This is a genomic window from Rhodococcus sp. NPDC059968 (assembly GCF_042738615.1).
In the GTDB taxonomy this organism is placed as follows: Bacteria; Actinomycetota; Actinomycetes; order Mycobacteriales; family Mycobacteriaceae; genus Rhodococcus_F.
Genome location: NZ_JBHWUE010000069.1, coordinates 1 through 23,880, shown reverse-complemented (window position 1 = coordinate 23,880; position 23,880 = coordinate 1). Strand labels below are relative to the sequence as shown.

18 protein-coding genes are annotated in these 23,880 nt (G+C 63.2%); 12 read left to right on the top strand and 6 right to left on the bottom strand.

Annotated features, from left to right (window positions below; genetic code table 11):
• Positions 1–42: 42 nt before the first annotated feature.
• From ACFWAY_RS37790 to ACFWAY_RS37765, 6 genes are all read left to right on the top strand, one after another.
• The gene (locus tag ACFWAY_RS37790) at positions 43–453 is read left to right on the top strand and encodes an ester cyclase (protein ID WP_378514165.1); all 411 of its coding nucleotides are present in this window, start codon (positions 43–45) and stop codon (positions 451–453) included.
• Positions 454–1,124: 671 nt separating this feature from the next.
• The gene (locus ACFWAY_RS37785) at positions 1,125–1,346 is read left to right on the top strand and encodes a hypothetical protein (RefSeq protein WP_378514164.1); all 222 of its coding nucleotides are present in this window, start codon (positions 1,125–1,127) and stop codon (positions 1,344–1,346) included.
• A 25-nt stretch (positions 1,347–1,371) separates the two neighbouring features.
• The gene (locus tag ACFWAY_RS37780; RefSeq protein ID WP_378514191.1) at positions 1,372–2,349 is read left to right on the top strand and encodes a nitrilase-related carbon-nitrogen hydrolase; all 978 of its coding nucleotides are present in this window, start codon (positions 1,372–1,374) and stop codon (positions 2,347–2,349) included.
• Positions 2,336–2,845, top strand: a complete 510-nt coding sequence (locus tag ACFWAY_RS37775; protein ID WP_378514163.1) for a DUF302 domain-containing protein — start codon at positions 2,336–2,338, stop codon at positions 2,843–2,845. Before ACFWAY_RS37780 ends, ACFWAY_RS37775 begins: the two co-directional genes overlap by 14 nt.
• A gap of 219 nt (positions 2,846–3,064) precedes the next feature.
• Entirely contained in the window at positions 3,065–3,709 is a 645-nt protein-coding gene (locus tag ACFWAY_RS37770) for an FMN-dependent NADH-azoreductase (RefSeq protein WP_378514162.1), read from the top strand.
• A gap of 975 nt (positions 3,710–4,684) precedes the next feature.
• A complete protein-coding gene (locus tag ACFWAY_RS37765; RefSeq protein WP_378514161.1) occupies positions 4,685–5,923 on the top strand; it encodes a thiolase family protein in 1,239 nt (412 codons plus the stop codon).
• 7 nt (positions 5,924–5,930) lie between these two features.
• On the opposite strand, the gene ACFWAY_RS37760 is transcribed toward ACFWAY_RS37765, so the two are convergent.
• The 4 genes from ACFWAY_RS37760 to ACFWAY_RS37745 all read right to left on the bottom strand — a co-directional run bounded on the left by ACFWAY_RS37760 (position 5,931) and on the right by ACFWAY_RS37745 (position 10,589).
• Complete coding sequence (locus tag ACFWAY_RS37760) at positions 5,931–8,279, bottom strand: ATP-binding protein (RefSeq protein WP_378514190.1); 2,349 nt, start codon at positions 8,277–8,279, stop codon at positions 5,931–5,933.
• Between the two features lie 348 nt (positions 8,280–8,627).
• Positions 8,628–8,939: a dsRBD fold-containing protein gene (locus tag ACFWAY_RS37755; RefSeq protein ID WP_378514160.1), complete on the bottom strand. Its 312-nt coding sequence runs from the start codon at positions 8,937–8,939 to the stop codon at positions 8,628–8,630.
• Positions 8,940–9,575: 636 nt separating this feature from the next.
• Positions 9,576–10,094, bottom strand: a complete 519-nt coding sequence (locus tag ACFWAY_RS37750; RefSeq protein ID WP_378514159.1) for a Dps family protein — start codon at positions 10,092–10,094, stop codon at positions 9,576–9,578.
• Between the two features lie 27 nt (positions 10,095–10,121).
• Positions 10,122–10,589, bottom strand: a complete 468-nt coding sequence (locus tag ACFWAY_RS37745) for a hypothetical protein (protein WP_378514158.1) — start codon at positions 10,587–10,589, stop codon at positions 10,122–10,124.
• A 1,370-nt stretch (positions 10,590–11,959) separates the two neighbouring features.
• On the opposite strand from ACFWAY_RS37745, the gene ACFWAY_RS37740 reads away from it, so the two are divergent.
• Positions 11,960–14,761: an AAA family ATPase gene (locus ACFWAY_RS37740; RefSeq protein WP_378514157.1), complete on the top strand. Its 2,802-nt coding sequence runs from the start codon at positions 11,960–11,962 to the stop codon at positions 14,759–14,761.
• A gap of 912 nt (positions 14,762–15,673) precedes the next feature.
• On the opposite strand, the gene ACFWAY_RS37735 is transcribed toward ACFWAY_RS37740, so the two are convergent.
• Positions 15,674–15,943: a hypothetical protein gene (locus ACFWAY_RS37735; protein WP_378514156.1), complete on the bottom strand. Its 270-nt coding sequence runs from the start codon at positions 15,941–15,943 to the stop codon at positions 15,674–15,676.
• 172 nt (positions 15,944–16,115) lie between these two features.
• Here ACFWAY_RS37735 and ACFWAY_RS37730 point away from each other — a divergent pair, with 172 nt between their 5' ends.
• The 5 genes from ACFWAY_RS37730 to ACFWAY_RS37710 all read left to right on the top strand — a co-directional run bounded on the left by ACFWAY_RS37730 (position 16,116) and on the right by ACFWAY_RS37710 (position 22,605).
• Positions 16,116–17,531 (top strand): aldehyde dehydrogenase family protein, encoded by a 1,416-nt coding sequence (locus tag ACFWAY_RS37730; RefSeq protein WP_378514155.1) that lies wholly within the window; start codon positions 16,116–16,118, stop codon positions 17,529–17,531.
• Between the two features lie 1,554 nt (positions 17,532–19,085).
• Entirely contained in the window at positions 19,086–20,039 is a 954-nt protein-coding gene (locus tag ACFWAY_RS37725) for a sigma-70 family RNA polymerase sigma factor (protein WP_378514154.1), read from the top strand.
• A 229-nt stretch (positions 20,040–20,268) separates the two neighbouring features.
• On the top strand, positions 20,269–20,907 hold the full coding sequence (locus ACFWAY_RS37720) for an HD domain-containing protein (protein ID WP_378514153.1): 639 nt from the start codon (positions 20,269–20,271) through the stop codon (positions 20,905–20,907).
• Between the two features lie 65 nt (positions 20,908–20,972).
• Entirely contained in the window at positions 20,973–21,653 is a 681-nt protein-coding gene (locus tag ACFWAY_RS37715) for a glycosyltransferase (RefSeq protein ID WP_378514152.1), read from the top strand.
• Entirely contained in the window at positions 21,604–22,605 is a 1,002-nt protein-coding gene (locus ACFWAY_RS37710) for an FHA domain-containing protein (protein ID WP_378514151.1), read from the top strand. Before ACFWAY_RS37715 ends, ACFWAY_RS37710 begins: the two co-directional genes overlap by 50 nt.
• Before the next feature lie 726 nt (positions 22,606–23,331).
• Here ACFWAY_RS37710 and ACFWAY_RS37705 read toward each other — a convergent pair.
• A partial coding sequence (locus ACFWAY_RS37705; RefSeq protein WP_378514150.1) for a LuxR C-terminal-related transcriptional regulator occupies positions 23,332–23,880 on the bottom strand: 549 nt, incomplete at its 5' end.

Sequence of the window (23,880 nt, the reverse complement as noted above, 5' to 3'; positions counted from 1 at the left end):
TTCCCGTCTCAGATAGCTTTATCCCAAAGGAGATACGCCCCAATGGGTTCAACCCTTCAGCTCGTCACCAGCCTCTACCAGGCCTACAACGACCATCGGTCCGACGAAGTGGCGAAACTCTACGCCACAGCCTGCCGACACCGAGATATCGCGGCCGGCGCGGAGCACGACAGCCCGGCGCAGATCGCGGCTGGCATCACCTGGCTGTTCGAAGCGCTACCCGACGTGCACTGGGCGTGCGACACGATTCTAGTGGATGGCAACCGGGCTGCGATTACGTACGAGCTGACCGGTCACCTACACGGCCGCTTTGGCTCGTACCAGCCAACTGGACAAAGCTTGCGGCTAGCGGGCGTCCAAATCGTGGAAGTCAGCAACGATGCCATTACTTCCAGTACCGACTATTGGGATGGTGGCGCCCTGCACCGTCAGCTCAGCGCAGCAGCCAACTAGGCCGGGTGGCCTTCGCATCCTGTCTCGGTCGTGTTCCGGATCACCTCATCGACGCCGAGAATGGCCTTCGTGTGCCATCGGTCGGTGTGGCAAGTAGCAGAGAGTATGTCGGACCTTCATGTGTGCAGCGGCAATGCGGCTGCCGGGGTCCATGAGTCTCCGCTACGAGCTCGAGCAGGCCAATTAAACACGCGCGTATCCAAAACTACGCTGTGCAACACAATTCAAGAATTCTTAGTCTGACCCATGGGTGCCCATTAACACCCTGAGCTATCCCGAAAGCGCCGACACCACACTGCCCGGGACATGCCATCACCCCAGCTCACAGGCTCACACCCGGCGGAGGGCGCGACCAGCAAATGTCCTGCCGGACCACATTACCTCCGGAGACGGCTGCGATGGCCGGACTTCGCCAGCCCGACCAGGATGACCAGTGGCGGACTCCCACAATCACCCCGCCGGTAGCTGGACACTCCAGCGATCACGCCCGTGCAGTCATGAACCGAGCGCGCCTCGCCGTCGCCGCCTCTGACTTTCGGACCCTTCTCACCCGCGCAGCTCATTGCGCGCACGCGCGAGTGGCACGGCTGCTGAACCCCTCCTGTTCATCGTCGAAGACGAGCTCGCTAGCCGCACGTTGACGTTGTGGGCATCGCGATCAGCATTTCGTGGTGCCGATGGACGTCACCTGGGTGTCGGCTGCCGACCCGCAGATTCGCGACCTCTCCGTGGTCACTGTCCCGGCCATCACCGTCCGTGTGCGGCCGCTTGCACATACCAGGGTGGCGACCACGGACTTCAAGGGCGCGACGGACAGGCCCGACGCGCGACGGTGGTTGCAGTGGAATCGCCAGATGGCACTCCAACTAAGAGCAGAGGAAACGAGAGCATGAACACCACACGTGTCGGGTGGTCGAAATGACCATCGTAAGAGCAGCTGCAGTACAAATCAGTCCGGTGCTCTACAGCCGCGACGGAACCGTGGAGAAGGTGGTGGGCAAGATCGCCGACCTGGGGCGCCGTGGCGTGCAATTTGCCACATTCCCTGAGTCGGTGGTCCCGTACTACCCGTATTTCTCGTTCGTACAGCGACCGTTCGAAATTGGTGTCGAGCAACTCAGGTTGCTCGATCAGGCGGTGACCATACCGTCGGCCGTCACACACGTCATCGCTGACGCGGCGAGAGAAGCGGGAATGGTGGTGTCCATCGGGGTGAATGAGCGGGATGGTGGCACCCTGTTCAACACACAACTGCTGTTCGACGCCGACGGCACCCTGATTCAGCGTCGGCGCAAGATAGCACCTACCTACCACGAACGGATGATCTGGGGACAGGGCGACGGTTCTGGACTGCGGGCCGTTGACAGCGCGGTCGGGCGCATCGGCCAGTTGGCCTGTTGGGAGCATTACAACCCGCTGGCCCGCTACGCCCTCATCGCCGACAGGGAGCAGATTCACTCGGGAATGTTCCCGGGCTCATTCGGTGGCCCGCTTTTCGCCGAGCAGACCGAGGTCAGCGTGCGCAATCACGCACTCGAATCGGCCAGCTTCTTCGTCAATGCCACCGCCTGGCTCGATCCCGGTCAGCAGGCCCAGATCATGGCGGACACCGGGTCCCCGATCGGCCCGATATCCGGTGGCTGCTTCACCGCGATCGTGTCACCAATGGGCGAATTACTCGGTGAGCCGGTGCGTTCCGGCGAGGGAGAGGTAATCGCTGATCTCGACTTCTCGTTGATCGACCGGCGAAAGGCGAAGATGGATGCCAGGGGACACTACAGCCGCCCCGAACTGCTCAGCCTGCTGGTTGATCACACGGCGACCGCTCATGTGCACGAGCGAGTTGGACACCAAGAGCCAGACGCCGCCGCGGATGCCGATCATGCCCGCCTCTGATCCCCTCGAAATCCCGTTTCTTGGCGTCCGTTTACGATTCGACAGCACAAAGAGATTCGATGATCTCGTCGATGCGCTGCTTGCCGACGTCAGCGACAAGCCAGTACCTATCGACGACATCGCAGCACGATTCGAGACCTGGGAATCGTATGAACACGAGGTGCAATCACACGTCGGCCCGAGTGGCTTCATGCTGTTCGCGCTGTGGAACCATGGTGGTTGGATCAAGAAGGCAGGTCTCGGAAGAAAAGTCTTACGGATCGTGATCGGCAACCCGCTGATCGCGATCACCATGCTGCGCCACGACGTGACGGCGGGCCTCTTCGCTCCGGTTGAACTCCTGCTCACCGAAGAACAGCACGGCCGAAGCGCCCTAACCTATATTCGCCCGTCATCGCTCATGGTTGTCGAACCGAATCGACCGCTTCGCACGGCCGCCAAGGAGTTAGACGCCAAACTGGCGACGCTGGCCGCGAAGGTGACGGCGGCAGATTGAGGACGGTTGCTCGACATCGGGACTGCCCGGGCAGATCCTCAAAGCTCGTTCATTGCCATTACGCGGTGCAGAGTGCCGGCCGAAAGGGATCTGGCCGCGATACGGCCCTGGGTCATTCGCCCGACTCCGTGCAAAAGAAGGCCCGGCGAACTCACCGGCCCCTGCACGATTTGTAATCAACAAACTATTTGCATCTTACGACAAGGAAGTGTGTCCCTCATGGCTCACCTTTTGCACATCGATTCGAGCATCTCCGGGCCCGCGTCTGTCAGCCGCGCCCTGACCGCACGCGCGGCCGCTGCCTGGAAGGCGGCGCATCCCGACGGGACAGTCACCTATCGCGACCTCGGCGCGAGTCCACTACCTCACCTCAACACCGCATCGGCGCTGGCAGGGATGACACCCGCAGCTGAGCGCCGTCCCGAACAATCGGCGGCATGGGCAGTGTCCGAGCTGGTCGTAGAGGAAGTCCGTGAGGCGACCACGATCATCTTGGGCTTGCCGCTCTACAACTATGGGCCGCCCAGCAGCGTGAAGGCGTGGGTCGACTACTTAATCGCCCCGGGGCTCTCGCTGGACGCGCACACTCACGCCCCACTGCTCGGGGGCCGGGAAATGCTGGTGCTTGCCACCCGGGGCGGCGGCTTCGGCCCTGGCACTCCCCGCGACGGTTGGGACCACGCGCAGCCTTGGCTCCCGCATGGACTGGCCATGACTGGCCTCGAACCGGAGTTCATCACCACCGAGCTCATCCTTGCACCTGTCACACCTAGTATGGAGCACCTCGTCCCCCTGGCGAAGAAAAGCCGCGCCGCTGCCGAGCGCGCCATCGATCAACGGTGGATACCCTCGCTCGCGCGATAACCCAGCTGGATGTGACCACTTGCGTAGGGGAGTCTTGGTCCTCCACTGCATGGAAACATCCCTCGATAACCAAGCTTCTGTTCAGCTTCTGCACAGGTTAGCCATGCTCATCACCACTCCATCGTCTCGATCGCCCTTCCAGCTCTGTTACTCGTCTCCGGCAGCGAAAACTACGCGCCGCCCTCCCCAAAATGGCCGCCCTGAACCAGGGTGCCCAACCCCCGCTATCTCCGCATCGTGCGTGCCTCTTGGCTGTCACCGAATTTTCCAGTTCAGTGGGCCAGTTCCAGGTTGTTCGGTAGCCGATGGGAGTGTTTGCAGGTGGGGTTATCGCCAACTTCATCGGTGCACCCTTCGCGCACGTCCGGGCTGGAGAATACAAACTTGGGCGCGGCTTATGCTTCTGATGCTCGTGACAGCCGCCCTCGACGTGCAGTCGATTTTCGCATTCGCGGGGCCACGTGCCGCCGTCCCAGCAGTGCTAACGCGTTGCTCGACCCGGAGCGCTATCTCCCCGAAGTCCGGATATGCATGCAACGCCACGCAGCAAGACATCGCCTCTTGCCTGTGGAGGGTCACACCGGGCCAGGACCGAACTCCCAGAGCGGAAACACGAGTTACCACGAAAAGGACGAAACAGATCGTCGATGATCAGGACCACCTGAGCGGACGCCCACCACTCAGAACATTTTGCAGTTGAAGGCATTCGTATTGTTCTCCGCCACCACTATCAATGTAATTACGTTGCCGGGCAACGCGTTTAGCGAATCATTACATGGCGCCCCCGGCGGGGAGCTCACCATCATGATTGTGTTATTTACGGCAGCCATGCTCGCATTATCTTATAATGGTTCATGGACAACCTTCGGGCCGCTAGAGTCCACGATGGACCAGCGCGCTCGAAATAGTTGTTTCGGGCGGCACACCGCTCCATTGATCAGGTAACGCGCGCCCTTCCACGGGTTAGGAGTCGGTATGACTGATGCGTTTCTTCTAGGTGGTGTTCGGACACCGGTGGGGCGGTACGGTGGCTCGCTCTCGCACGTTCGCACCGATGATCTGCTCGGCCGAACCATGGTCGCGGCGTGCGAGCGCACCAGTGTGCCGCTCGACAAGATCGAAGATATCGTGGCCGGTTGCGTGAACCCCGCCCACGAGGGGATGGGCGACATCGCACGCTGGTCTGCCCTCGCCGCGGGTTTCCCGGACTCCGTCCCAGCGATCACGGTCAACCGCTTCTGCGCGTCCTCGCTGTCCGCAGCGATCTCGATCGCCCACGCCATCCGCAGCGACGAGATGGGAATCGGACTCGCCGGCGGGGTCGAATCGATGTCTCGTTCGGGATGGGCATTGATGAAGGGGGACGCGCCATTCATGCCACGGGGGCCGGTCTTCATGCTCGATACGATGTGGGCCGGCGCGGGCGGTCCTCCCAACCCGACACTCCTCGCACGCAACGCCTACATCGAGATGATGCAGACTGCGCAGAACGTCGCTGACCGCTACAACCTGACGCGTGAAGAAATCGATGCCTTCGCACTACGATCACACCAACACGCCGCCGCCGCCCGAGATTCGGGCCGCCTCGCGATGGAGATCGAACCGGTCGAGATTCCTGCCAGCCGCAAAGTGCCGGCGAGTCGGTTCGAGCACGACGAGAGTATTCGGGGAGACACCACCGCCGAGAAACTCGCAGCGCTCGGCCCGCAACCGAATACCACCCAGATGACGGCCGGTAACTCGTCCCCGCTCAACGACGGGGCGAGCGCGGTCGTCCTCGCCGGCAGGGCCGCCGCGGAACAACTCGGCGTCGAACCGCTGGCTCGGGTGGTGGCGTCGGCGACGTACGCTCTCGATCCGCAGATCATGGGGATAGCGCCGGCGTTCGCGATCCCGAAGGCCCTCGCACGGGCGGGCCTGAATCCCGGCGACATCGGCGTGTGGGAGATTCACGAGGCATACTCCGCGCAAGCCCTCGGAGTGCTCCGAGAGCTACCGAATCAGCTCGACGGCTTCGAAGTTCCCGATGAGCGCCTGAATCCGAACGGCGGCGCCGTCGCGATCGGTCACCCGTTCGGATCGTCCGGCACCAGATACGTCCTCACCCTCGCGACCGAACTCCGGCTCCGCGAAGCCCGCTACGGCGTGCTCGGGGTGTGCGTCGGATCGGGCCAGGGAGTCGCCCTCGTGCTGGAGAACCCCAGGATCGCTTGACCGATCATCAGACTGTGGGGCTTGCTGAGCCCGTACGCTCGGTCTCCCCATGCTCGACGACCCAGGCAGCGATCTGTGCACGCGATGTGAAGCCGAGCTTGGCGAGGACGTGCTCCACATGCCCCTGCGCGGTGCGCTGCGAGATCACCAACTGGGCGGCGATCGCCTTGTTCGTCAGGCCCTCGGCGACCAAACCGGCGACCTGCCGCTCGCGTTTGGTTAACCCGGTCGCGGTGTCGGCGCGAGTCCGCGATGCCGTCCGGCGCTCGTCGAGCGCGTAGGCGAGCGCGTTCTCGAATGTCATGGCTTCGCCGTGCCGCACCTCCTCGTCAAACACTTGCACCCCCAGCGCGCGACGGGCTTGCCGCACACATTCGTCGTGGTAAGTGAGCAGGGTCGGGACGGCGATCGGGGCGCCGACCACAGTCTGTGACAGCGCGGCGGCGGCGCCCAGCAGGACGGCGGCCCGCCGACCGAGGTGGTCGGCCGCGGCGATCCATGCCAGCGCCTCCAGAGACATGGCCGCATTGAGTCGATCATCCACCACCCGTGCAAGCCGCACGCTTTGCTCGAGCAGCCTGGAGGCGTGCATGTGGTCGGTCTGCCATACCGCAAGCGCGAACGCCCACAGGGAGCACGCCCGTTGCACTGACTCGCCGTAAAGTTCCGTGATCGCGAGGACCTCCTCCTTACACGCGATCGCCCGGGCCATATCGCCGAGCAGTCCACTGGCTAGCTCCAACCCGACGAGATCCTCGATCAGCCGCATCAGGTCGCCCTCTGCGCGAAACCCCTCGAGGGCGGCTTCGAAACAGGCGACGGCGCGTGGCAGATCGCCGCCGAAGAGCGCTTGGAGTCCGTCGGCGTGCGTGACGATGGCCCGCACCCCCGTGCCTCCCAGGTGCGCGGCGAGGGTCTCACTCTCCTCGACAAGCACCGCGCCCATCCGGAGGTCGCCGTGAATTGCGGCCAGCGCAGCGTTGGCGGACAACGCCTTGATCCGCTCTGTGGTGGGTTGGCCGCTGTGATGGGCTAGCACCCGATCGAGCCAGCATCGGCCCTCACTAAGCAGACCGTGAGTGAGCCAGAGCGTGTGTAGGGCGGCGGCGATCTGCAGGCCGGCCTCAGCCTCGTCTTCGCCTGGTTCGGTCACGCAGAACTGCAGAGCGTCGCGCATATTCGGCTGTTCTCGCTCCAGCCGGGTGATCCACGCGAGCTGGTGTGGGCCGATCCACTCCTCCTCTGCCTTCTTAACCAACTGCAGGCACCAATCGCGGTGCCGCCGGCGCAAGGCCGCCTCCTCCCCCATCTCCCGCAGCTTCTGATATCCGTACTCGCGCAGGCTCTCGAGTAGCCGGTACCGCGCTACGGTCCCGACCACTTCCCTGATCAGGATCGACTGGTCGAGCAGACGAGCCACTACGTCCAACACCTCTTCCTGCACGAGGAGCCCGGCGGCGAGACACTCCGCAGCATCGAGCTCGAAGCCGCCGGCGAACACCGACAGCCGTGCCCACAGCTGCTGTTCCACCGGTTCACACAGGTCGTAGCTCCAGTCGATGGACAGCTTCAGGGTCTGTTGGCGGGCCGGCGCACCGCGGCTGCCCGCGGTGAGCAGCCGATAGCGATCGGTCAGTCGATCCAAAATCTGTTGCGGGGTCAGGACCCGCAGGCGGGCCGCCGCCAACTCGATGGCCAGTGGCAGCCCGTCCAGGCGCTGGCAGATCTTGGTGATCGTGACCCGGTCGGCCTCGGAGAACACGAATCCTGGTGCCGCGGTCTCGGCCCGCTGCGCGAACAGCGTGACAGCGTCGTACTCGGCCAACCCCTGCAACGATGGCGGCCGGTCCGGATCGGAGACTGTCAGGGGCGGCACCCGCATCACAGCTTCTCCGCCGATGCCCAGCGGTTCGCGGCTCGTTGCCAGGACACGCAGCCCAGGGCACTGCCGCAGCAACGTCTCGGCCAGCACCGCGGCCGCCTCCACCAGGTGCTCGCAATTGTCCAGCACGAGCAGCACCCGCCGGTCGGCGAGATGCTCAGCCAACAACTCCGGCGCCGGGTTGGAGGACTGTTCTCGCAACCCCAACGCGGCGACGACGGTGTCCGCCAACAGGTCCGGATCGTTCAGCTCCCCCAGCTCGATGAGCCACACCCCGTCGTCGAAAGCGCGACGCACGTTCGCGGCCACACGCACAGCCAGTCGTGTCTTGCCGACACCACCAACGCCCGTCAGTGTCACCAGACGAGCGAGCGACAGCAGCCGCTTCGCCTCCGTCAATTCACGGCGGCGACCCACGAAACTCGTCAACTCGACGGGCAGATTTCCCATCTTGCCTTGGACGATAGGAAGCATCACATTATCACTCTCTGTTAGCCAGAGTAACGATCACAGCATCACCGGGCCCATTCGACCGAAACTGCTCGACCTCGATGCGAGGCCGCAGTCCGCAACTTCGGTGGTGGAATATCGATCTCTCGCTACCGCGCCCCAGAACACGGAGCCTCACCGGTCCATATCCTTCGGAGCCGGATTCCACTGTCCACGTGTGCCCTCGGCGTCGCCGCGCATTCTGGGGAGACCCGCATCGAGCACGCCAGAATGTCCCCAACAATCGGGAACGATTCATGCCGACTCTGTATTGACACAGCGAGTCGTGATCCCGGCGGTTGTGTGCGAACAGGTCGTGCAGCGCGAGTCACCTCAGGTCGAGGAGCCTGGGCGGCCGAAGTCGGCAAGGCGCGCAGAGCTGAGCACGCTCCGCGTGACCCCTTCCCGTTCCGCGGCTGCTTCGTACAGTTGATGCGACAGGTCAGCCAGGGCGCGGGCAACGGCCATATCTTCGCTGACTTCTGAAACATCAGTATGTCGCGGATTTCGTCTTGCGAGCCCCACCGCTACGAATGTGGTCCGGTCACTGGCACGTAGAAGGGCGCGCGCTCGCGTCTCGGTGCCGGTCTCGTCGGATTTGTGCTCGTCGATGACTATGTCCACTGACCAGGTCTTCTCGTTCATTGATGACCCAATTCCTTTCGTACTCTGCACCGGGACACATCCGAGTCGGTGCCGGTGACCGTGTTGAGCTTCCCTGCGGCCACTTACGCTTCTGTTCGTAGCGGACTGTGACGGCTTCCCCGAAGTCCGGCCGCGCCTTGCTCGGTGCGTTGAGACCGCTCCCTCAACCGACGTCACCGCTTGCAGAGCGATCAGGTGTGTGGTGATCACCGATCCGATTGACCTCGGGTGGTGAGGCATTGAGCTGAACTGTGTCGTGTTCGGCGGTCGGACGATCGAACCATCTGCCGGACCCTGGCGGATCACAGAGGAGAAGCCAGCCCACCGAGTGCAATCCCCAAGCCGACACTGGCCGGTACATCCTCGCAGCGGTTCTTTGGTAGGGAGCCCACCACGATCAGGTCAAAGTCGTTGCCCATCGCTGGGTCCTCGAGGTCAACGAGTAAACCAGCCCGAGCCGTAGTCGCAACATTCCGTGCGACCGCGCTCATGTTGATCCGGTCCCTTGGGTCCAACCCATGGCAGACTCGGTTCGCACTCCCGGTCCTCTGCCGGGCTTGCAACCGGGACACCATGGGCACAACATCAATTCGGTCTGCAAGAACACGTGATCGTGGTTGCTCCCGCCGGTCGTCCTCAGAGTTCCGTGTCAATCCACGTTCGCCGCCATGGTGTGTGGTTTTCGGACTTGAGCATCCAAGCAGCCTTTTCCAGATCGTTGATAATGCGATGCAGGAGGTCGGCGCTGGTGGGGTCGGCAGCGTTGACCTCGTCGTGAACTGAGCGGATGGTGTCGACTACGGCGTCGACACGGGTGCCTACGTGGTCGACCGCATTGGTGGTGCTCAGCTCGGTGGGAGGGATGGCGGGCAAAGTCGTGGACGCCGCGATGGTGTCGGATCGTCCGTCGGGTACCGCGTCGAGGGCGCGCATCCGTTCAGCGATCGTGTCGCTGGCTTCGCGGGCAGTATCTACGATTTCGTCAAGTTGCAGGTGCAGGTCGCGGAAGTTGGTGCCGACCAGATTCCAGTGGGCTTGTTTGCTTTGCAGTTGAAGTTCGATGAGATCAACGAGGACCTTCTGCAGGTTCTTAGGCAGTCCGGGCGGGGCTTTGAACTCCCGCACCTCCTCGGTCCGACGGCGTGTAGTAATCATGACTTGTCCTTTCTTCTTGCGCCCCGACTACGAGAGGTCGGCCGCGCTCGTGTCCTGGTAGCGGGCCTCCACGGCCTTGATGGTCTGCCCAAATTGCTTTGCCAGGACGCGCCTGCCGCCGGCACCGAGCACGAGGGCAAGGAGGCGTCCTCTGAAGTTCTTTCCCTCGCGGACCACGACGGCGTCCACGTCGGTCGTCCCGCTGGGATTGCGAGTGAGAGTGTAGGTGTGGCCTGAATTGCCGCCCCATATGTTGGAATCGGTGGTAATCATCAGAATTCGGTATGAGTCGGACCAGTTGTAATGTAGCCGTTCCCAGATGCCGTGGGATCCTTCGGTGACGTCGACGTGATCAGGTCCTTGGCTGTACACGCGGAGGTATTCGTCGGTGCTGTTGGCGAAGATAGTCGAGCGGCCGGGTCCGAAGTCGGTGAAGGCGGCGAGGATCTGTGCGGGCGTGGCAGTGGTGGTCTGGTGAAGGTGAATCGTGGTCATGGTGTTCGCCTTTGATATGTGAAGCGGTGTGCTGGTGTTATCACATTTGGGCCCGTCGCGGGAAGAGGAAGAGCCGTGCCGTCGAGATAGCGCCAAACGAGTAGGGTCGCCGTGGTCGCCTACATGCGGGTCGCCCGATTCCGGCCGGCTCTGTGGCCACCCGTCGTGGGTGCGACTAACAACGCGTTGCGGCGTCGCCAGAGAGAGGCACGGCAAGGTGCATACGAAAACCGGCCCTTTCGGAAGTACCGGCCTGTGCAGGCCGGAATCGCGGTAGTCGGCAGCGTCAGTTTCTCGTCGGTTAGGTAGCTGGCCTCACAGGTGTCCGGGGAGACAGTAACTTTGGGGAGAGACGTCGGGGCACAGACCCCACGGGAACGGGTTGAACCTGTGACGTTCTGTTGGGCCTCCGCGGTCGTGACCGAATGGGTTGTGGCCGAACGGGTTGGGGCCGAGGCGGTGAGGAGCGACAGGGTGGTGGGGATGATGAGGGAACGAGTTGTGGATCGACGACTGGTGGACTAACGACTGACTGTCGACAGCGTCCGCGGGATCTGCCGCCGCCGCGCCGGCGCCGACCCCTCCGATGACCGTGATGGCCGCGACCGCGGTTAGTGCGCTACGAACAAGGTTCTTCATGTCGAACTCATTTCTGTGTTGGCCCCGGCCTTGAGTGCCGAGAATGACAGTCGGCAAGCAGGATTCGGATTGCCGTTGTTTTCCGAGGTCAGCGAAGCCGATGCAGGGAGGTCATGCGGCTCGCGTTTCGAGGTGACCAATACATCGCGGATGTGGCTCGGAACAGAGCAAACGATCTATACCCTCAGCGGTCTCAAGCCATGTGCCGGAGAGACTGCCCCAGCCCGGAAACAAAAAGCCACCGCAAGAACACTGGGGTATCGCAAACGACAACGCGAGGGCCGCGGCCGGTTAGCTACTTCGAGCGCCCTCGCCGATGCCGGTACGTCCAGATCGTGTCACCGGTGGCGAGGTACGCTGTGACCGCTGCCTGGCCGTGCCGATTAAGCGTTGCCAGGCCGGCAATGACGACAATCGCCATGGTGAAACCTTCCTGTTCTATCACCGGTCTGGTCCGGTGTTATCAGCTATGACCGAACAGCCTCACCGCTTGTGACAGGACGATCCGTTTCGAGTTTCGAGTCCGCAATTGCCCCTGATTTGATTGACTCCTCCGGCGGGAGCGGAATCGGAGGCATCTCCCCCCCCGGTGCCGGCCACTACTGCGCCGCCGCCTGCTCCGCGCGGGTCCCCACAGAACCTGTTCTGTACGGCCCGATTCTGAACTCGACGTGTTCAACCCCCGACCACCCGCGGTCACGCGTAAAATACGCGACGAGGTGGCAGTGCAGATGTCGAACAATGAACCGGGGCTGCACCTGCGTGGTCGACGAAGCGAATGCGCGGCGCTGGATCGGCTGGTGGCGGGTGTGCAGACCGGCGAGAGTCAGGTGCTGGTCTTACGCGGCGAGACCGGTGTCGGCAAGACCGCGATGTTGGAATATCTGGCAGAGCACGCGGAAGGGTGTCGCGTCGCTCGAGCGGCGGGCGTTGAGTCCGAGATGGAACTCGCGTTCGCTGGGTTGCAGCAGCTTTGCGCACCATTATTGGACCATCTAGATCATCTCCCTATCCCACAGCGCGATGCGCTGGCCGTGGCGCTCGGCCTCAGCACCGGGGACCCGCCGGACCGCTTCCTGGTTGGGCTGGCGGTGCTCAGTCTGCTGGCCGAGGCCGCCGAGAAGCAACCGATCGTGTGCCTCGTCGATGATGCGCAATGGCTTGATCGCGTATCCGCGCAAACGTTCGTCTTCGTTGCCCGCCGTCTCCTCGCGGAGCGGGTCGCACTCGTGTTCGCCGTGCGCGGGACTCGCGACGACCGCGCTTTCATGGGGCTGCAGGAGCTCACAGTCCAGGGCTTACGCGACGACGATGCTCGTGCGTTACTTGACTCGGCGATACCCGGTCGACTGGACGAGCACGTGAGAGACCGGATCATCGCCGAAACGCACGGCAACCCGCTCGCCCTGCTGGAGTTGCCTCAGGGGCTGACCGCTGCGGAGTTGGCGGGCGGGTTCAGCAGTCCCGACGCGCAGCCCCTGGCGAGCCAAATAGAGCAAAGCTTCCTGCGGCGCGTCCAGTCGCTTCCGGCCCAAACGCAACAACTACTTCTCACCGCCGCGGCGGAGCCAGTGGGCGATGTTCCACTGCTGAGACGCGCAGCCGAGAGGCTCGGGATCGGAGCCGATGCAGCAACGCCAGCCGAAGCCGCGGGACTGATCGAACTCGGCGTCCGAGTGCGTTTCCACCATCCGCTGGTGCGCTCAGCGGCATACCGCGCGGCAGGCTTGGGTGACCGCCAGGCGGTGCATCGTGCCCTGGCCGAAGCGACCGATCCTGAATCCGATCCCGACCGCCGAGCGTGGCATCGCGCGCACGCGGCGATAGGCCCCGATGAGGCGGTTGCCAGCGAGCTGGAGCGATCTGCCACCCGGGCACAAGGCCGCGGCGGCGTCGCAGCGGCGGCGGCATTCTTAGAGCGAGCAACCGCGTTGACACCTGATCCGGCACGACGGGGAAGGCGAGCCTTCGCCGCCGCACAAGCCAAGTTCGAGGCGGCAGCGCCCGATGCGGCATACGACCTTCTCGCAACAGCAGAATTGAGCCCGTTGAACGATCTTCAGCGCGCCCGACTGGCGCGGTTACGAGCCCGGATGGCATTCACCCGCAGACGCGGGAGTGACGCGACGCCACTACTTCTCGATGCAGCCAAGCAACTCGAGGGTCTCGATGACGAATTGGCACATGAGACATACCTCGAAGCGCTCGGAGCGGCGATCTTCGCCAGCCGGCTCGGAGGTGAGCGCGGAGTTCGAGAGGCAGCCCAGGCAGCGCTTGCCGCACCATCGGGACCGCTGCCAGCGCGGCCGCTCGACCTTCTCCTCAATGGGCTCGCCACGCGGTTCACCGAGGGCTACCCGGCCGGAGCACCCATCCTGCGGCGCGGACTGAAGTCCTTTCGGCAAGAGGTACTCCTCACCGACGACGACATCAGACGGTGGCTCTGGCTGGCATGCCCCATAGCGCAGTCGGTCGCACACGAGCTGTGGGACGACGAGGCATGGCATGAACTGGCCACTCGCGCTGTCCAGCTTGCCCGCGATACAGGCGCACTCGGAGTCCTTCCAGTAGCGCTCATCTACCGCGCAAGCGTGCATCTGCACGCCGGTGAGTTCGCCTCTGCATCCGCCCTGATCGAGGAGGCCGATGCGCTCACGGAGGCGAACGGCTACGCGCGCGTGAAGTACACGTCGCTGGTGCTGGCCGCCTGGCGCGGCGACGACACTCAGGCCGTCAAGATGATCGAGGCCGGCGTCGAGAACGCGACCGCCAGGGGCGAGGGCAGGATCATTGGGATGGCCGGGTACGTCACCGCGGTCCTCTACAACGGTCGCGGACGCTACCCGGACGCCCTCGACGGTGCCCGACGAGCATGCGAACATGAGGATCTTGGCTTCTTCGGGTGGTCCCTCGTCGAGCTCGTCGAGGCGGCCGTCAGAAGCGGCGCCCACGAGGCGGCCGTCGATACCCTGCGACGCCTCGAGGAACGAACACTCCCCTCCGGCACCGACTGGGCCCGGGGCATCCTGGCCAGATCGAGGGCGCTACTGGCCAGCGGCAAGGCTGCAGACTCCCTGTACCGCGAGTCAATCGAACGGCTCGAACGCACCCGGATCGTCGTTCATCTCGCCCGCGCCCACCTGCTGTATGGCGAATGGCTTCGCCGCGAAAATCGGCGCCTCGACGCGCGCGAGCACTTACGCATCTCCTACGAGATGCTCAGCCGCATGGGCGCCGAAGCGTTCGCCGAGCGCGCCCGACGCGAACTTCAGGCAACCGGCGAGACGGTACGTAGTCGCACGGTTGAAGCACGTGATGCCCTCACTGCCCAGGAGACGCAGATCGCCCGTCTCGCTGGTGACGGACTAACGAATCCGGAAATCGGAGCGCAGCTGTTCATCAGCCCACACACGGTCGAATGGCACCTACGCAAAGTGTTCGCCAAACTCGGCATCCGTTCCCGCAAACAGATCCGCGGGACGCTACCCGACGACGCAGGGCAGGCAGTCGGGGGTGACCCACCCGATTCTTGACGGTGACACAACCCCGGAAGCGTCTTCCGAGGGCGCCCGGCGCCGGGCCTCCAGCTGGCCACAGACAAGGCGGTGCAACGCACGTTTGAGACACGTAGGGTCCTCACCGCTCGCGAGATGACGTCTGCCGCCGAGGCCGCCGCTACACACTGCCGACAACCTACCCTTGCTGTGGGCGTGGATGTTTCCATTTCTGCGACGGTAAAGACGGTAAAGATGAGAGCGAAGTGACGTTTTGATTCCGCCGCCGCGCAAGGCGCACGCTCGCCCTCAGTGGATACTGTCGACCTCATGCATCTCCGACAGACCGATCCGACCGATCATTCGGCTGGTGTGGGCAGCGCGTCGAATAGGCCGTGCGGCGGAAGGGCCAAATGTCGCAGCAGCCGACGGACCATTCGGCCGTGCCAGTTGGGAATCAAGACCGCATATTCGGCTCGGCCGTACGCGCAGGTTCTCATGGCCGGGAGTGTGCACGCCTATCGGCGAGATCCACAGCTGCTGTGCGTAACCACTACGGGTCGTAGACGAGTGCGCAGAGTTCCGATGCCTACAGTTCGACCTTCGCTTGGGAGCGGCCGCTCCTCCCCGTCAGACCACAATCGATCCCCGCCTTCACCTGGTGGCCTCAAGTCTCGACGATCACCATCCCCAGGTGGCCACAACCATGCACCAGGGTGCCGACCACGGACTTCAAGGGCGCGATGGGCAGGCCTGAAGCGCGACTGTAGTTGCAGTGACATTGCCAGATGGCGCACGCAACACAGGAGCAGAGGAGTCGAGAGGATGGACACGAAGCTGTTCGACACGCAAAAGCAGACTCCGATCCAGGAGGCGATCGGGGAAACGCAGACGTGTACGGCGAGCCGGTCGTATCCGAGATCCGTAAGCTGCACGATCTTCGCCCGGCGATCACCGGGTTGGCCGGTCGGCCGGTCGGCCGGTCGGCTCGACAAACCCGGCCGCCCCCAGCTCATCGATCAGCCGAGTCATGCTGCTCTGCGGAAATGCCATATGGGTTGCCAGCTCGGTGAGCCGTCGGGAGCGCTGGGAAGTTCGTCGCAGACGGACCACCACCTCGAACCCAAAGTGCGGATCGCCGCTGCCCGCCTCGATATCGGCGGCGATCGCACGCCACAGGTTCCCCGCTTCTTCGATAACCGCCCCGAGGGTCTCGACCACGTCGCGTTCGCACAACCCTGTCACCAACCCAGGATGCCGACATGAGGCCCTGCGCAATTTCCATCCATATGGAACCCCCTATGGATTCATGTCGACACGACCCCATACGGATTCATGTTGACTCCTTAGCGGCTATAAACCACGCCGCGCCTTGCATTGAAAGGAATGAACAATGACGATCACCATCGCGGCGCCAAGCACGTCCGACACCCTGGACTTCACCTCGCTGTTCCGCACTCAGAAGGACCGCTTCGCCTCTGATGCCACCAAGTCACTGGACTGGCGGCTCAAGCAGCTGACCCGTCTCGAACGCCTGATCACCGAGAACCAGGATGCACTCACTGCTGCCCTGGCGGCCGACTTCAAGACCGCCAACTTCGAGATCGCATTCGAGTTCGGTGCCGCGCTCGGCGCGATCGCTGACGCGAAAGCAAATCTCGCCCAGTGGATGGAGCCCACCGACGCACCGTTGCCGGCAACCTTCGCCAAACAGGGTTACAAGGGCAAAGTCTTCCATGACCCCTACGGCGTCACCCTGCTCATCGCCCCCTTCAACGCACCTCTCGCTCTGGTCGTCGCACCTCTGGTATCAATCGTGGCCGGCGGAAACCCTGCGATCGTGAAGCCTTCCGAGGTCAGCAGCCACACAGCTGACACGCTCAGCGAGCTCTTCCCGCACTACTTCGAGCCGGAAGACGTCGCACTCGTGCGCGGAGACCGCACCGTCGTCTCGGCGCTACTGGAGCTGCCGTTCGACTTCATCTTCTTCACCGGCAGTGTGCCGGTCGGCAAGATCGTGATGCGCGCGGCCGCGGAGCACCTCACGCCAGTGCTCCTCGAACTCGGCGGGCATAACCCCTCGATCGTGGACCAGACCGCGAACCTGGCCGATGCCGCACGCAAGCTCGTCTGGGGAGCCATGGCGTTCGGAGGGCAATGGTGCGTCTCCCCCGGCTATGTCTATGTGCACGAATCCGTCGCCGACGAATTCGTGGCCGAGACAACGAAAGCCGTCCGAGAGTTCTACGGCACGGATCCGAAGGCGAACCCCGACCTGTCGCTCATCGCCGCCCAGAAAGACGTCGTGCGGCTTGCCGGCCTCATCGACCCGGCAAAGGTCGCCATCGGCGGCGAGATCGACGTCGAGGGTCGCTATGTCGCGCCCACGATTCTCTATCCGATCCAGGAAAGCGACAAGGTGATGGAGGCAGAGATCTTCGGTCCGATCCTCCCCGTCCTGCGCTACAGCGACCTCGATGAGGTTGTGAAGTCGATCAAGGTGAGGCCGTCGGGCCTCACCGCCTACATTTTCAGCCAAGACAAGGAGCGGATCTCGTCGCTACTGACCTCACTGCCCTTCGGAGGCGGCGCGGTCAATCAGACGATGTTGCATCTGATGTTCCCCAGCCTTCCCTTCGGAGGCGTCGGCGGCTCGGGCATCGGCCAGTATCTGGGCAAAGCAGGCTTCGACAACCTCACCCACAACAAGTCGGTGCTATTCTCGCCCGCCGACGAGTCCATCGACGTGGTCTTCCCGCCCTACAGCGAGAGCTCGCCAGCAGAGTTCACGCAGCTACTCAGCAAGTAATCAGCGACCGCTATCGAACACCATGCTGCAGGCGCAGGTCGGCGATACGGGCGACTCAGAAGAATGAATCCACACGACGGAGAACTGGCCAGAGTATGTGCACCACTGCGATTACGTGGTGCGGAAGCGCTCACACTGGTGGCCAGGGAACACATCCACGATCTGAACGTGGCTTATCCGTGACAGCCTCGTGGGTTATGGCACTGACGAAGTTGCGTTGGAAAATGAGGTAACGGATAGCGACCGGCCCGATTGAGATTAGGTTCGCGACTGACAGATCCAGTGGAGCCAGGAGCGCGGAAACCCCCGCGCTTTGCTCGGCGTTGTGCTCATCGTTCTCGCTGTGACCCGTTCAAGGTTGACGATGGGTATGGCCACACAGCGACAGTCATAGCCGTGGATGCCCGGCCATCTGGCGTGAATTGTGAATGCGTTTCACACCCGGATGTCGCATATGGAAACCGACGACGCTCTCACCCTTACTGCGCGAAAGAAGTTCGGCTCCGCCAGGAACGTACACGGAGCAGACATCTTCGGTCCAGAGGCACCCAGCGCCTATCTACTCAGGGGAACGTACACGCCTCGCGAGTGGTTACTCGTCGTGCCCGGCACCGAGCGTTCACACACGCTAACGATCGCGGAAGCTCGGCGCCGCCCGGTGCGTACCAGCCGAGACGGACTTCAGTAGGGAGTTTCCTCGGCAGGCGAGATGAGGACGGATGTGGCAGTAGCTCCGGGCGACAACACCCGGACTCACGACCACTACCCCAAAGACTCTCTACCATGCGGAAATTACTCACACAGGCGTCATCGTGCCCCGAAGCGAGGAGCACCCGTCCTGTCGGCTGCTCGAAACGGTGCACCTGCGACCTGCGTCCCCGGGGTGAGGCGAGTGAACGATTCCTCACCGATCACATCAAGCCAAGCACGCCGCCCGTGCCGTGCCTCGACCTCGACCTCGACCTCGACGAGCGGTAGAAGGGGTCGGGATCGTTGTCGTTGTAGCCCATGACAATCTCGGGCCCTGGTGGCAACCGCGGTGCGCCGGGTCCGCTCCAGACGGGGCAACGGCCGTAGGCGTACACGAAGAAACCGAAGGGCTGGGCGGCGGCTAGCACGGTGATGCCGAGCGGCAAAAGTACCGCCGGCAGTCAGGGGCGGGCAGAACAGCGCGCGGAGCGCCATGACGAGGACTGCGACAGGGAACGCGACTCACACGAATGTCCAGCGAGGGTCACCACACACCCTCGTCGTAAACCCTTTGAGCCCTAGTACATGAGCATGTCAGCCGGGCCGATCGAGGCTCCCGCCCAACCCCGGACCGACCACCCGCTCAGCGCCCATGAATAGCGCCGCATCCTCCTAACCTGTGAGCCATGAAGGCGACACCGATGTGGCCGCAACTCAGTTCGCGCCACCAATGATCCGACCGGTTTCCGCCCACCAGGGTGCCGACCACGGACTCCAAGGGCGCGATGGGTAGGCCCGAAGCGCGACTGTAGTTGCAGAGACATTGCCAGATGGCACCACACAGGAGCAGAGGGAGTCGAGACCATGGACGCGAAGCTGTTGGACACGTACACAGACGACGGCGAGCGAGCGATCAGCGACCTTGATCAGGCTGCTTCGGCCTTCCTCAGCGTTCGACCTCGACTCTTTGGGATCGCATATCGAATCCTCGGAAGCGCGAGCGACGCCGAAGACATCGTTCAGGAGGTCTGGCTTCGGTGGCAAGGCACCGACCGCACGGTGGTCATCAATCCGTCGGCGTTCCTGGCGACAACGACGACCAGGCTCGCCATCACACTCGCCCAATCCGCCAGGAAACGGCATGAGATATACGACCTCCATAGGCTCCCTGAGCCGGTGGACCCCCACGTCGACCCGGCGACAGGACCTGAACTCCGTGAGGAAGTCCAATCGGCGCTACTGATACTGGAGGACCTAACACCCTCGGAACGGGCCGCTTATCTTCTCCGGGAGGCCTTCGACTACCCATACCGGAAAATCTCAGAAGTTCTTCAACTCGGTGTGGCCAACGCGAGACAACTCGTCAGACGTGCCCGTAAACGTATCGCGGCGCGACGTGAGCTCCGTGGGCACCGGGCTGCAATGAATCTGGTAGCGCATCGACGCCTAGTACGGGCGTTCCTTTCCGCATCACAAGCCGGAAACTTCGCCGACCTCGAGGAGCTCCTCGCCAAGGATGTCGTCGATCCATCCAGGCCGGGCATGGAATCTCAGAAGCCCATGAGGTCGATGAGGTCGATGGCAGACCGTGAGTTCTGGAGACACGTCCAACAAGACACCGATGACGAGCTACAGGCGGATATCGACAACCCGGCTCGGACACCGGAGCAGCACGATGCACTGGTACATGCCCTTCTCGCCCGCAAAGATGCGCACGAGGCAGCTGAGAGGCTGGCCGACAATCACGAGCGCTGGCCATGGGTCCGCCCGAACTATTTCGACACCGATATTGATTTCGCCACCGCTGCTGTTGTTTGACGAAGGACACCCGCAGGAGAGCAGGGTGCGAGAGTGCGAACCGCGCGGACGGCCTCGTCACCGACCGGGTTCACGCTGTGGCCAAACACCATCCGCTCCGGCGCCGCCGATCCCGACAGCGAATCATCGGCGAACTGGAAAGCCGGCTCCTTACGAGTCGCCGCCGCAGAGCGCATTATCGACCTTGAGACCGAGTTCCGTTTACTACCAACACTTTTAGGGAATCATCATGACCGAGGTGATAGCCGGTATCGCAATTCCCGATTCATCCCTGGCGAACGATGCGACCGAACTCGTACGCGAAGCGGCGCCGCCGCTGCTGTTTCACCATTCGCGTCGCGTCTTCCTGTTCGGATCGCTCCATGGTCGGCGACTGGGGCGAACAGCCGATCCGGAACTGCTGTATGTCGGCGCGATGTTCCATGATCTCGGCCTGACGGAGACCTTCCGCGGCGACACCCAGCGATTCGAGCTCGATGGAGCTGACGAAGCCGAACGGTTTCTCACCAGCCGCGGGATCCTCGCCGCCGACGTACGAACCGTATGGGAGGCAATCGCGCTGCACACCACGCCGGAAGTGCCGTACCGGCTGGCGCCGGAGATTGCACTGGTCACCGCCGGCGTGGAGACCGATGTCCTCGGAATAGGCCGAGGCGACCCCCACGAAGCGCTCCTCGCCGAGATCACTCAGGCGCACCCGCGTCCCAACTTCAAAAAGAAGATCCTGCATGCCTTCACCGACGGCTTCAGGCATCGCCCAGACAGTACCTTCGGCACCGTCAATGCGGACGTGCTCGAGCACTTCGTTCCCGGCTTCCACCACATTGATTTCGTCGACATCATCGAGAACTCCAGCTGGCCCGAATAGGTCGGTCACGACCAGACCCACGATTTGCCGACAGGTGCGAATCATTGACAACGAGGAAACAGAGAATGACCGACACACACTCCCATTCCAGAAGCATCGAGGCCGGGACGCCGACCCATGACCAGCACCGCCCACTCGACCATCCGAAGCTCGACCAGTTGCCGGCCGGACTCGCGGACCTCCCGACCATCGTCGCGTTAGGCCCGTTCGACGACCCCGAGCCTGCCGAGCAACTGGCCGCGGCGTTCACCGTGGTGCGGCAGGTTCGGGAGGCGCAGCTCCTACTCGTCGGGACCGGTGCGCAACGCGGCGCCGTCGTGCGGCGAGCGGCCGCGAATAACGTCGAGACCGATGTTCACCTGATCGAGGACCCCTCCGAGCAGCAGTGGACCGACCTTCTTGTCGCCGCAGACTTCGTCGTGCCGAGCAGCACCTCGGATGTGACGACGCTACTGGATGTCTTAGCCGTCGGCCGTGCAGTGGTCATCCCCGAACACCCCGCCACCGTGGGGCTGATTCTACCCACCAGCGCGGGACTGGTCTACCGTCGCGGCGATGTGTACGGGATGGCCCAGGCAATGCTGCGGCTCCTCACCACACCCGAACTCCGGAACGGTATGGCCACACGCGCCCGTGACGCCGCGACGCGATCGCGGACCGAAACAGAAACAAAATATCGGCGAATGAGCAGCGCTCATGCCGCTCGGCGATTCAGGATTCCGCGGGGTAGTCATGAACCGAATTGAGGAAACCTGCCTGTCCTACATCGATGAACAGGGAACTAGCCGAGTGTGGATGCTGTCCGCGGCCGCTGGGCGGATGACAGTAGGACGCTCTCACCGATCCGACCTCGTATTGAGTTGGGACCCTATGGTGTCGCGGTTACACGCGGTCATCGAATGGACGGGCACGCACTGGGACGTCATAGATGACGGATTATCCCGCAACGGCACCTTCGTCAACGGCAAACGACTGACCGGACGAAGACACCTTCGATCGGGTGACATCATCTCGATCGGCGCTACCGAGGTGACCTTCCACGGCCAAGACAGGCCCGGCTGCGGGGAGACAGAGGAGCGGGTATTCACCACGGCCCTCGCGGAGCACCGCATCATCTTCGACGTAGAGGCAGCCCACGCATACCTTTTCGCCCTGGCGGGCGCCGCGCCCGCGCAAAACACCATGAGCGTGACCGGGGGTCAACGGTGGTGTACCGACGAGCGACTGTTGGAGGAGGCGCACGACTTTGCTGATCGCGCTCGCGGATCGTTGCCCGGAGACGCTGGGGAACGCGACTACTACGCGTTCACACTGAACTCGACGGGTGATCTGCTCGCGAATCTGGCCCGGTCGATGATGATTATCCACGAAGCCGACGCGGCCGGCGCCCTGCCCGCCTCCATCGCATTTCGCGGCCTCGCGCACAAGTACACAAGCGCAGTGCGGGAGCTGAGCAAGGCACCCGTAGTGAAACCCTTCCGGTTCTCGAAAGCGGGATACAGCGGCGGGTACCTGATCATCGGCAGCGACGTGATCGAGGACGTATCAATGATGTTCGAGGCGGTCGGGTCCCTGCTGCTCGACCACAGCTATCGGCCGGAGCGCGCCCTACGCGGTGCAGACCCTCTGCTAGTGGCCACGAAAGCCATCGCCCGCGCCTCCGCCCTACGAGCGCCTCGACCCTCGGGCCGGGCTTGAGTTGTCCGTCCTCCGTTGGTTTCGGCGGTAAATCAGCACCGCCGTAGGTGAGAATTGCTTCAGGTCAGTGACCGTGACGGATCTAGTCATAGCGCACGACGCTCTCCATCATGGCCGGCACCGCGCCCATTCAAGACACCGTCCGTCTCATCGAGGATCAGCTGTGCACCGACGAGCGCTCAAGCCGGACGCGCATGATCTAGCCGATCGCGCTTACCGGTCGATCTGGGCGCGGCTGTCCGGGACTACTGAGCGTTCCCGCTGATCTCGACGGTGATCGGGTCGAGAAAGTGTTTCTGTCGATGATAGTTATTCAGGGGGACGCCGACGCGACCGGCGCTATGTCCGTCGCGCTCCCCTTCAGCGGCATCGCGCACAGATTCACAAGAGCCGTACGCGAGTGGGGCACTTGCAGTGGACCCCCGTTGCTGGACTCGCCGCCTGGCTTGATCGGCTACGTGTTCATCGTAAGCGACGTGATCAACAACATAGCAGCGCTTTTCGAGGCTGTCGCTTCACAATGCACGACCACGGGTACGGGCCAATACGCCTCCTGCTCGGCGGGACCCCGACCCCTAGCCACGAAAGCGATCGCCCGCGCCTGCGCACTACGGAGCACAAGGCGCTAGGCCAGAGGCGGCCACCCGACATCGGTCAGATGACAGAATCCCCTCGGAAAGCCTTGCCGGATCGCACTCTCTTGAGTGGTCGAGGCGTCGTCGATCGTTACGTCGGCAGCGCCGCGTTTCCGTTGCTGGCTAGCATGTTACGAAGCTCTCTGCGTGAGCCGATGCCCAGCTTCGTGTACACCTTGCGCAGGTGCCACTCGACGGTGCGAGAGCTGATGAACAGCTGGCCGCCGATCTCCGGATTGGTATACCCGTCGCAAGCCAGCCTGGCGATTTGGCCCTCCTGCGCCGTAAGCTCGCCGAAGGTATCGACTGTGCGCTTGCGTGCGGTCTCGCCGGTGGCCAGAAGCTCGCGGCGCGCACGCTCGGCGAAGCCGTCTGCCCCGATGTGGCTGAACATCTCGTGAGCGGCACGCAGGTGTTCGCGTGAGGCCGAGCGATGGTTCTCACGACGCAACCACTCGCCGTACAGGAGGCGTGCGCGGAAGAGATGAACAACAATTCGGCTGCGGGTGAGCCGCTCGATCGCCTCGCGGTAGAGGGCATCGGCGGCGTCGCCGTCGCTCAGTAGCGCGCGCGAGCGGGCCTCGATCCCTAGTGCCCACTCGGTGCCGCTGGCCCGTGTCCGCTCCTCGAGCCTCTCCAG

Coding starts and splice junctions, on each gene's coding strand:
- ACFWAY_RS37790 (WP_378514165.1), top strand. CDS start 43: ATGGGTTCAACCCTTCAGCTCGTCACCAGCCTCTACCAGGCCTACAAC.
- ACFWAY_RS37780 (WP_378514191.1), top strand. CDS start 1,372: ATGACCATCGTAAGAGCAGCTGCAGTACAAATCAGTCCGGTGCTCTAC.
- ACFWAY_RS37775 (WP_378514163.1), top strand. CDS start 2,336: ATGCCCGCCTCTGATCCCCTCGAAATCCCGTTTCTTGGCGTCCGTTTA.
- ACFWAY_RS37770 (WP_378514162.1), top strand. CDS start 3,065: ATGGCTCACCTTTTGCACATCGATTCGAGCATCTCCGGGCCCGCGTCT.
- ACFWAY_RS37765 (WP_378514161.1), top strand. CDS start 4,685: ATGACTGATGCGTTTCTTCTAGGTGGTGTTCGGACACCGGTGGGGCGG.
- ACFWAY_RS37760 (WP_378514190.1), bottom strand. CDS start 8,279: ATGCTTCCTATCGTCCAAGGCAAGATGGGAAATCTGCCCGTCGAGTTG.
- ACFWAY_RS37755 (WP_378514160.1), bottom strand. CDS start 8,939: ATGAACGAGAAGACCTGGTCAGTGGACATAGTCATCGACGAGCACAAA.
- ACFWAY_RS37750 (WP_378514159.1), bottom strand. CDS start 10,094: ATGATTACTACACGCCGTCGGACCGAGGAGGTGCGGGAGTTCAAAGCC.
- ACFWAY_RS37745 (WP_378514158.1), bottom strand. CDS start 10,589: ATGACCACGATTCACCTTCACCAGACCACCACTGCCACGCCCGCACAG.
- ACFWAY_RS37740 (WP_378514157.1), top strand. CDS start 11,960: ATGTCGAACAATGAACCGGGGCTGCACCTGCGTGGTCGACGAAGCGAA.
- ACFWAY_RS37730 (WP_378514155.1), top strand. CDS start 16,116: ATGACGATCACCATCGCGGCGCCAAGCACGTCCGACACCCTGGACTTC.
- ACFWAY_RS37725 (WP_378514154.1), top strand. CDS start 19,086: ATGGACGCGAAGCTGTTGGACACGTACACAGACGACGGCGAGCGAGCG.
- ACFWAY_RS37720 (WP_378514153.1), top strand. CDS start 20,269: ATGACCGAGGTGATAGCCGGTATCGCAATTCCCGATTCATCCCTGGCG.
- ACFWAY_RS37715 (WP_378514152.1), top strand. CDS start 20,973: ATGACCGACACACACTCCCATTCCAGAAGCATCGAGGCCGGGACGCCG.
- ACFWAY_RS37710 (WP_378514151.1), top strand. CDS start 21,604: ATGCCGCTCGGCGATTCAGGATTCCGCGGGGTAGTCATGAACCGAATT.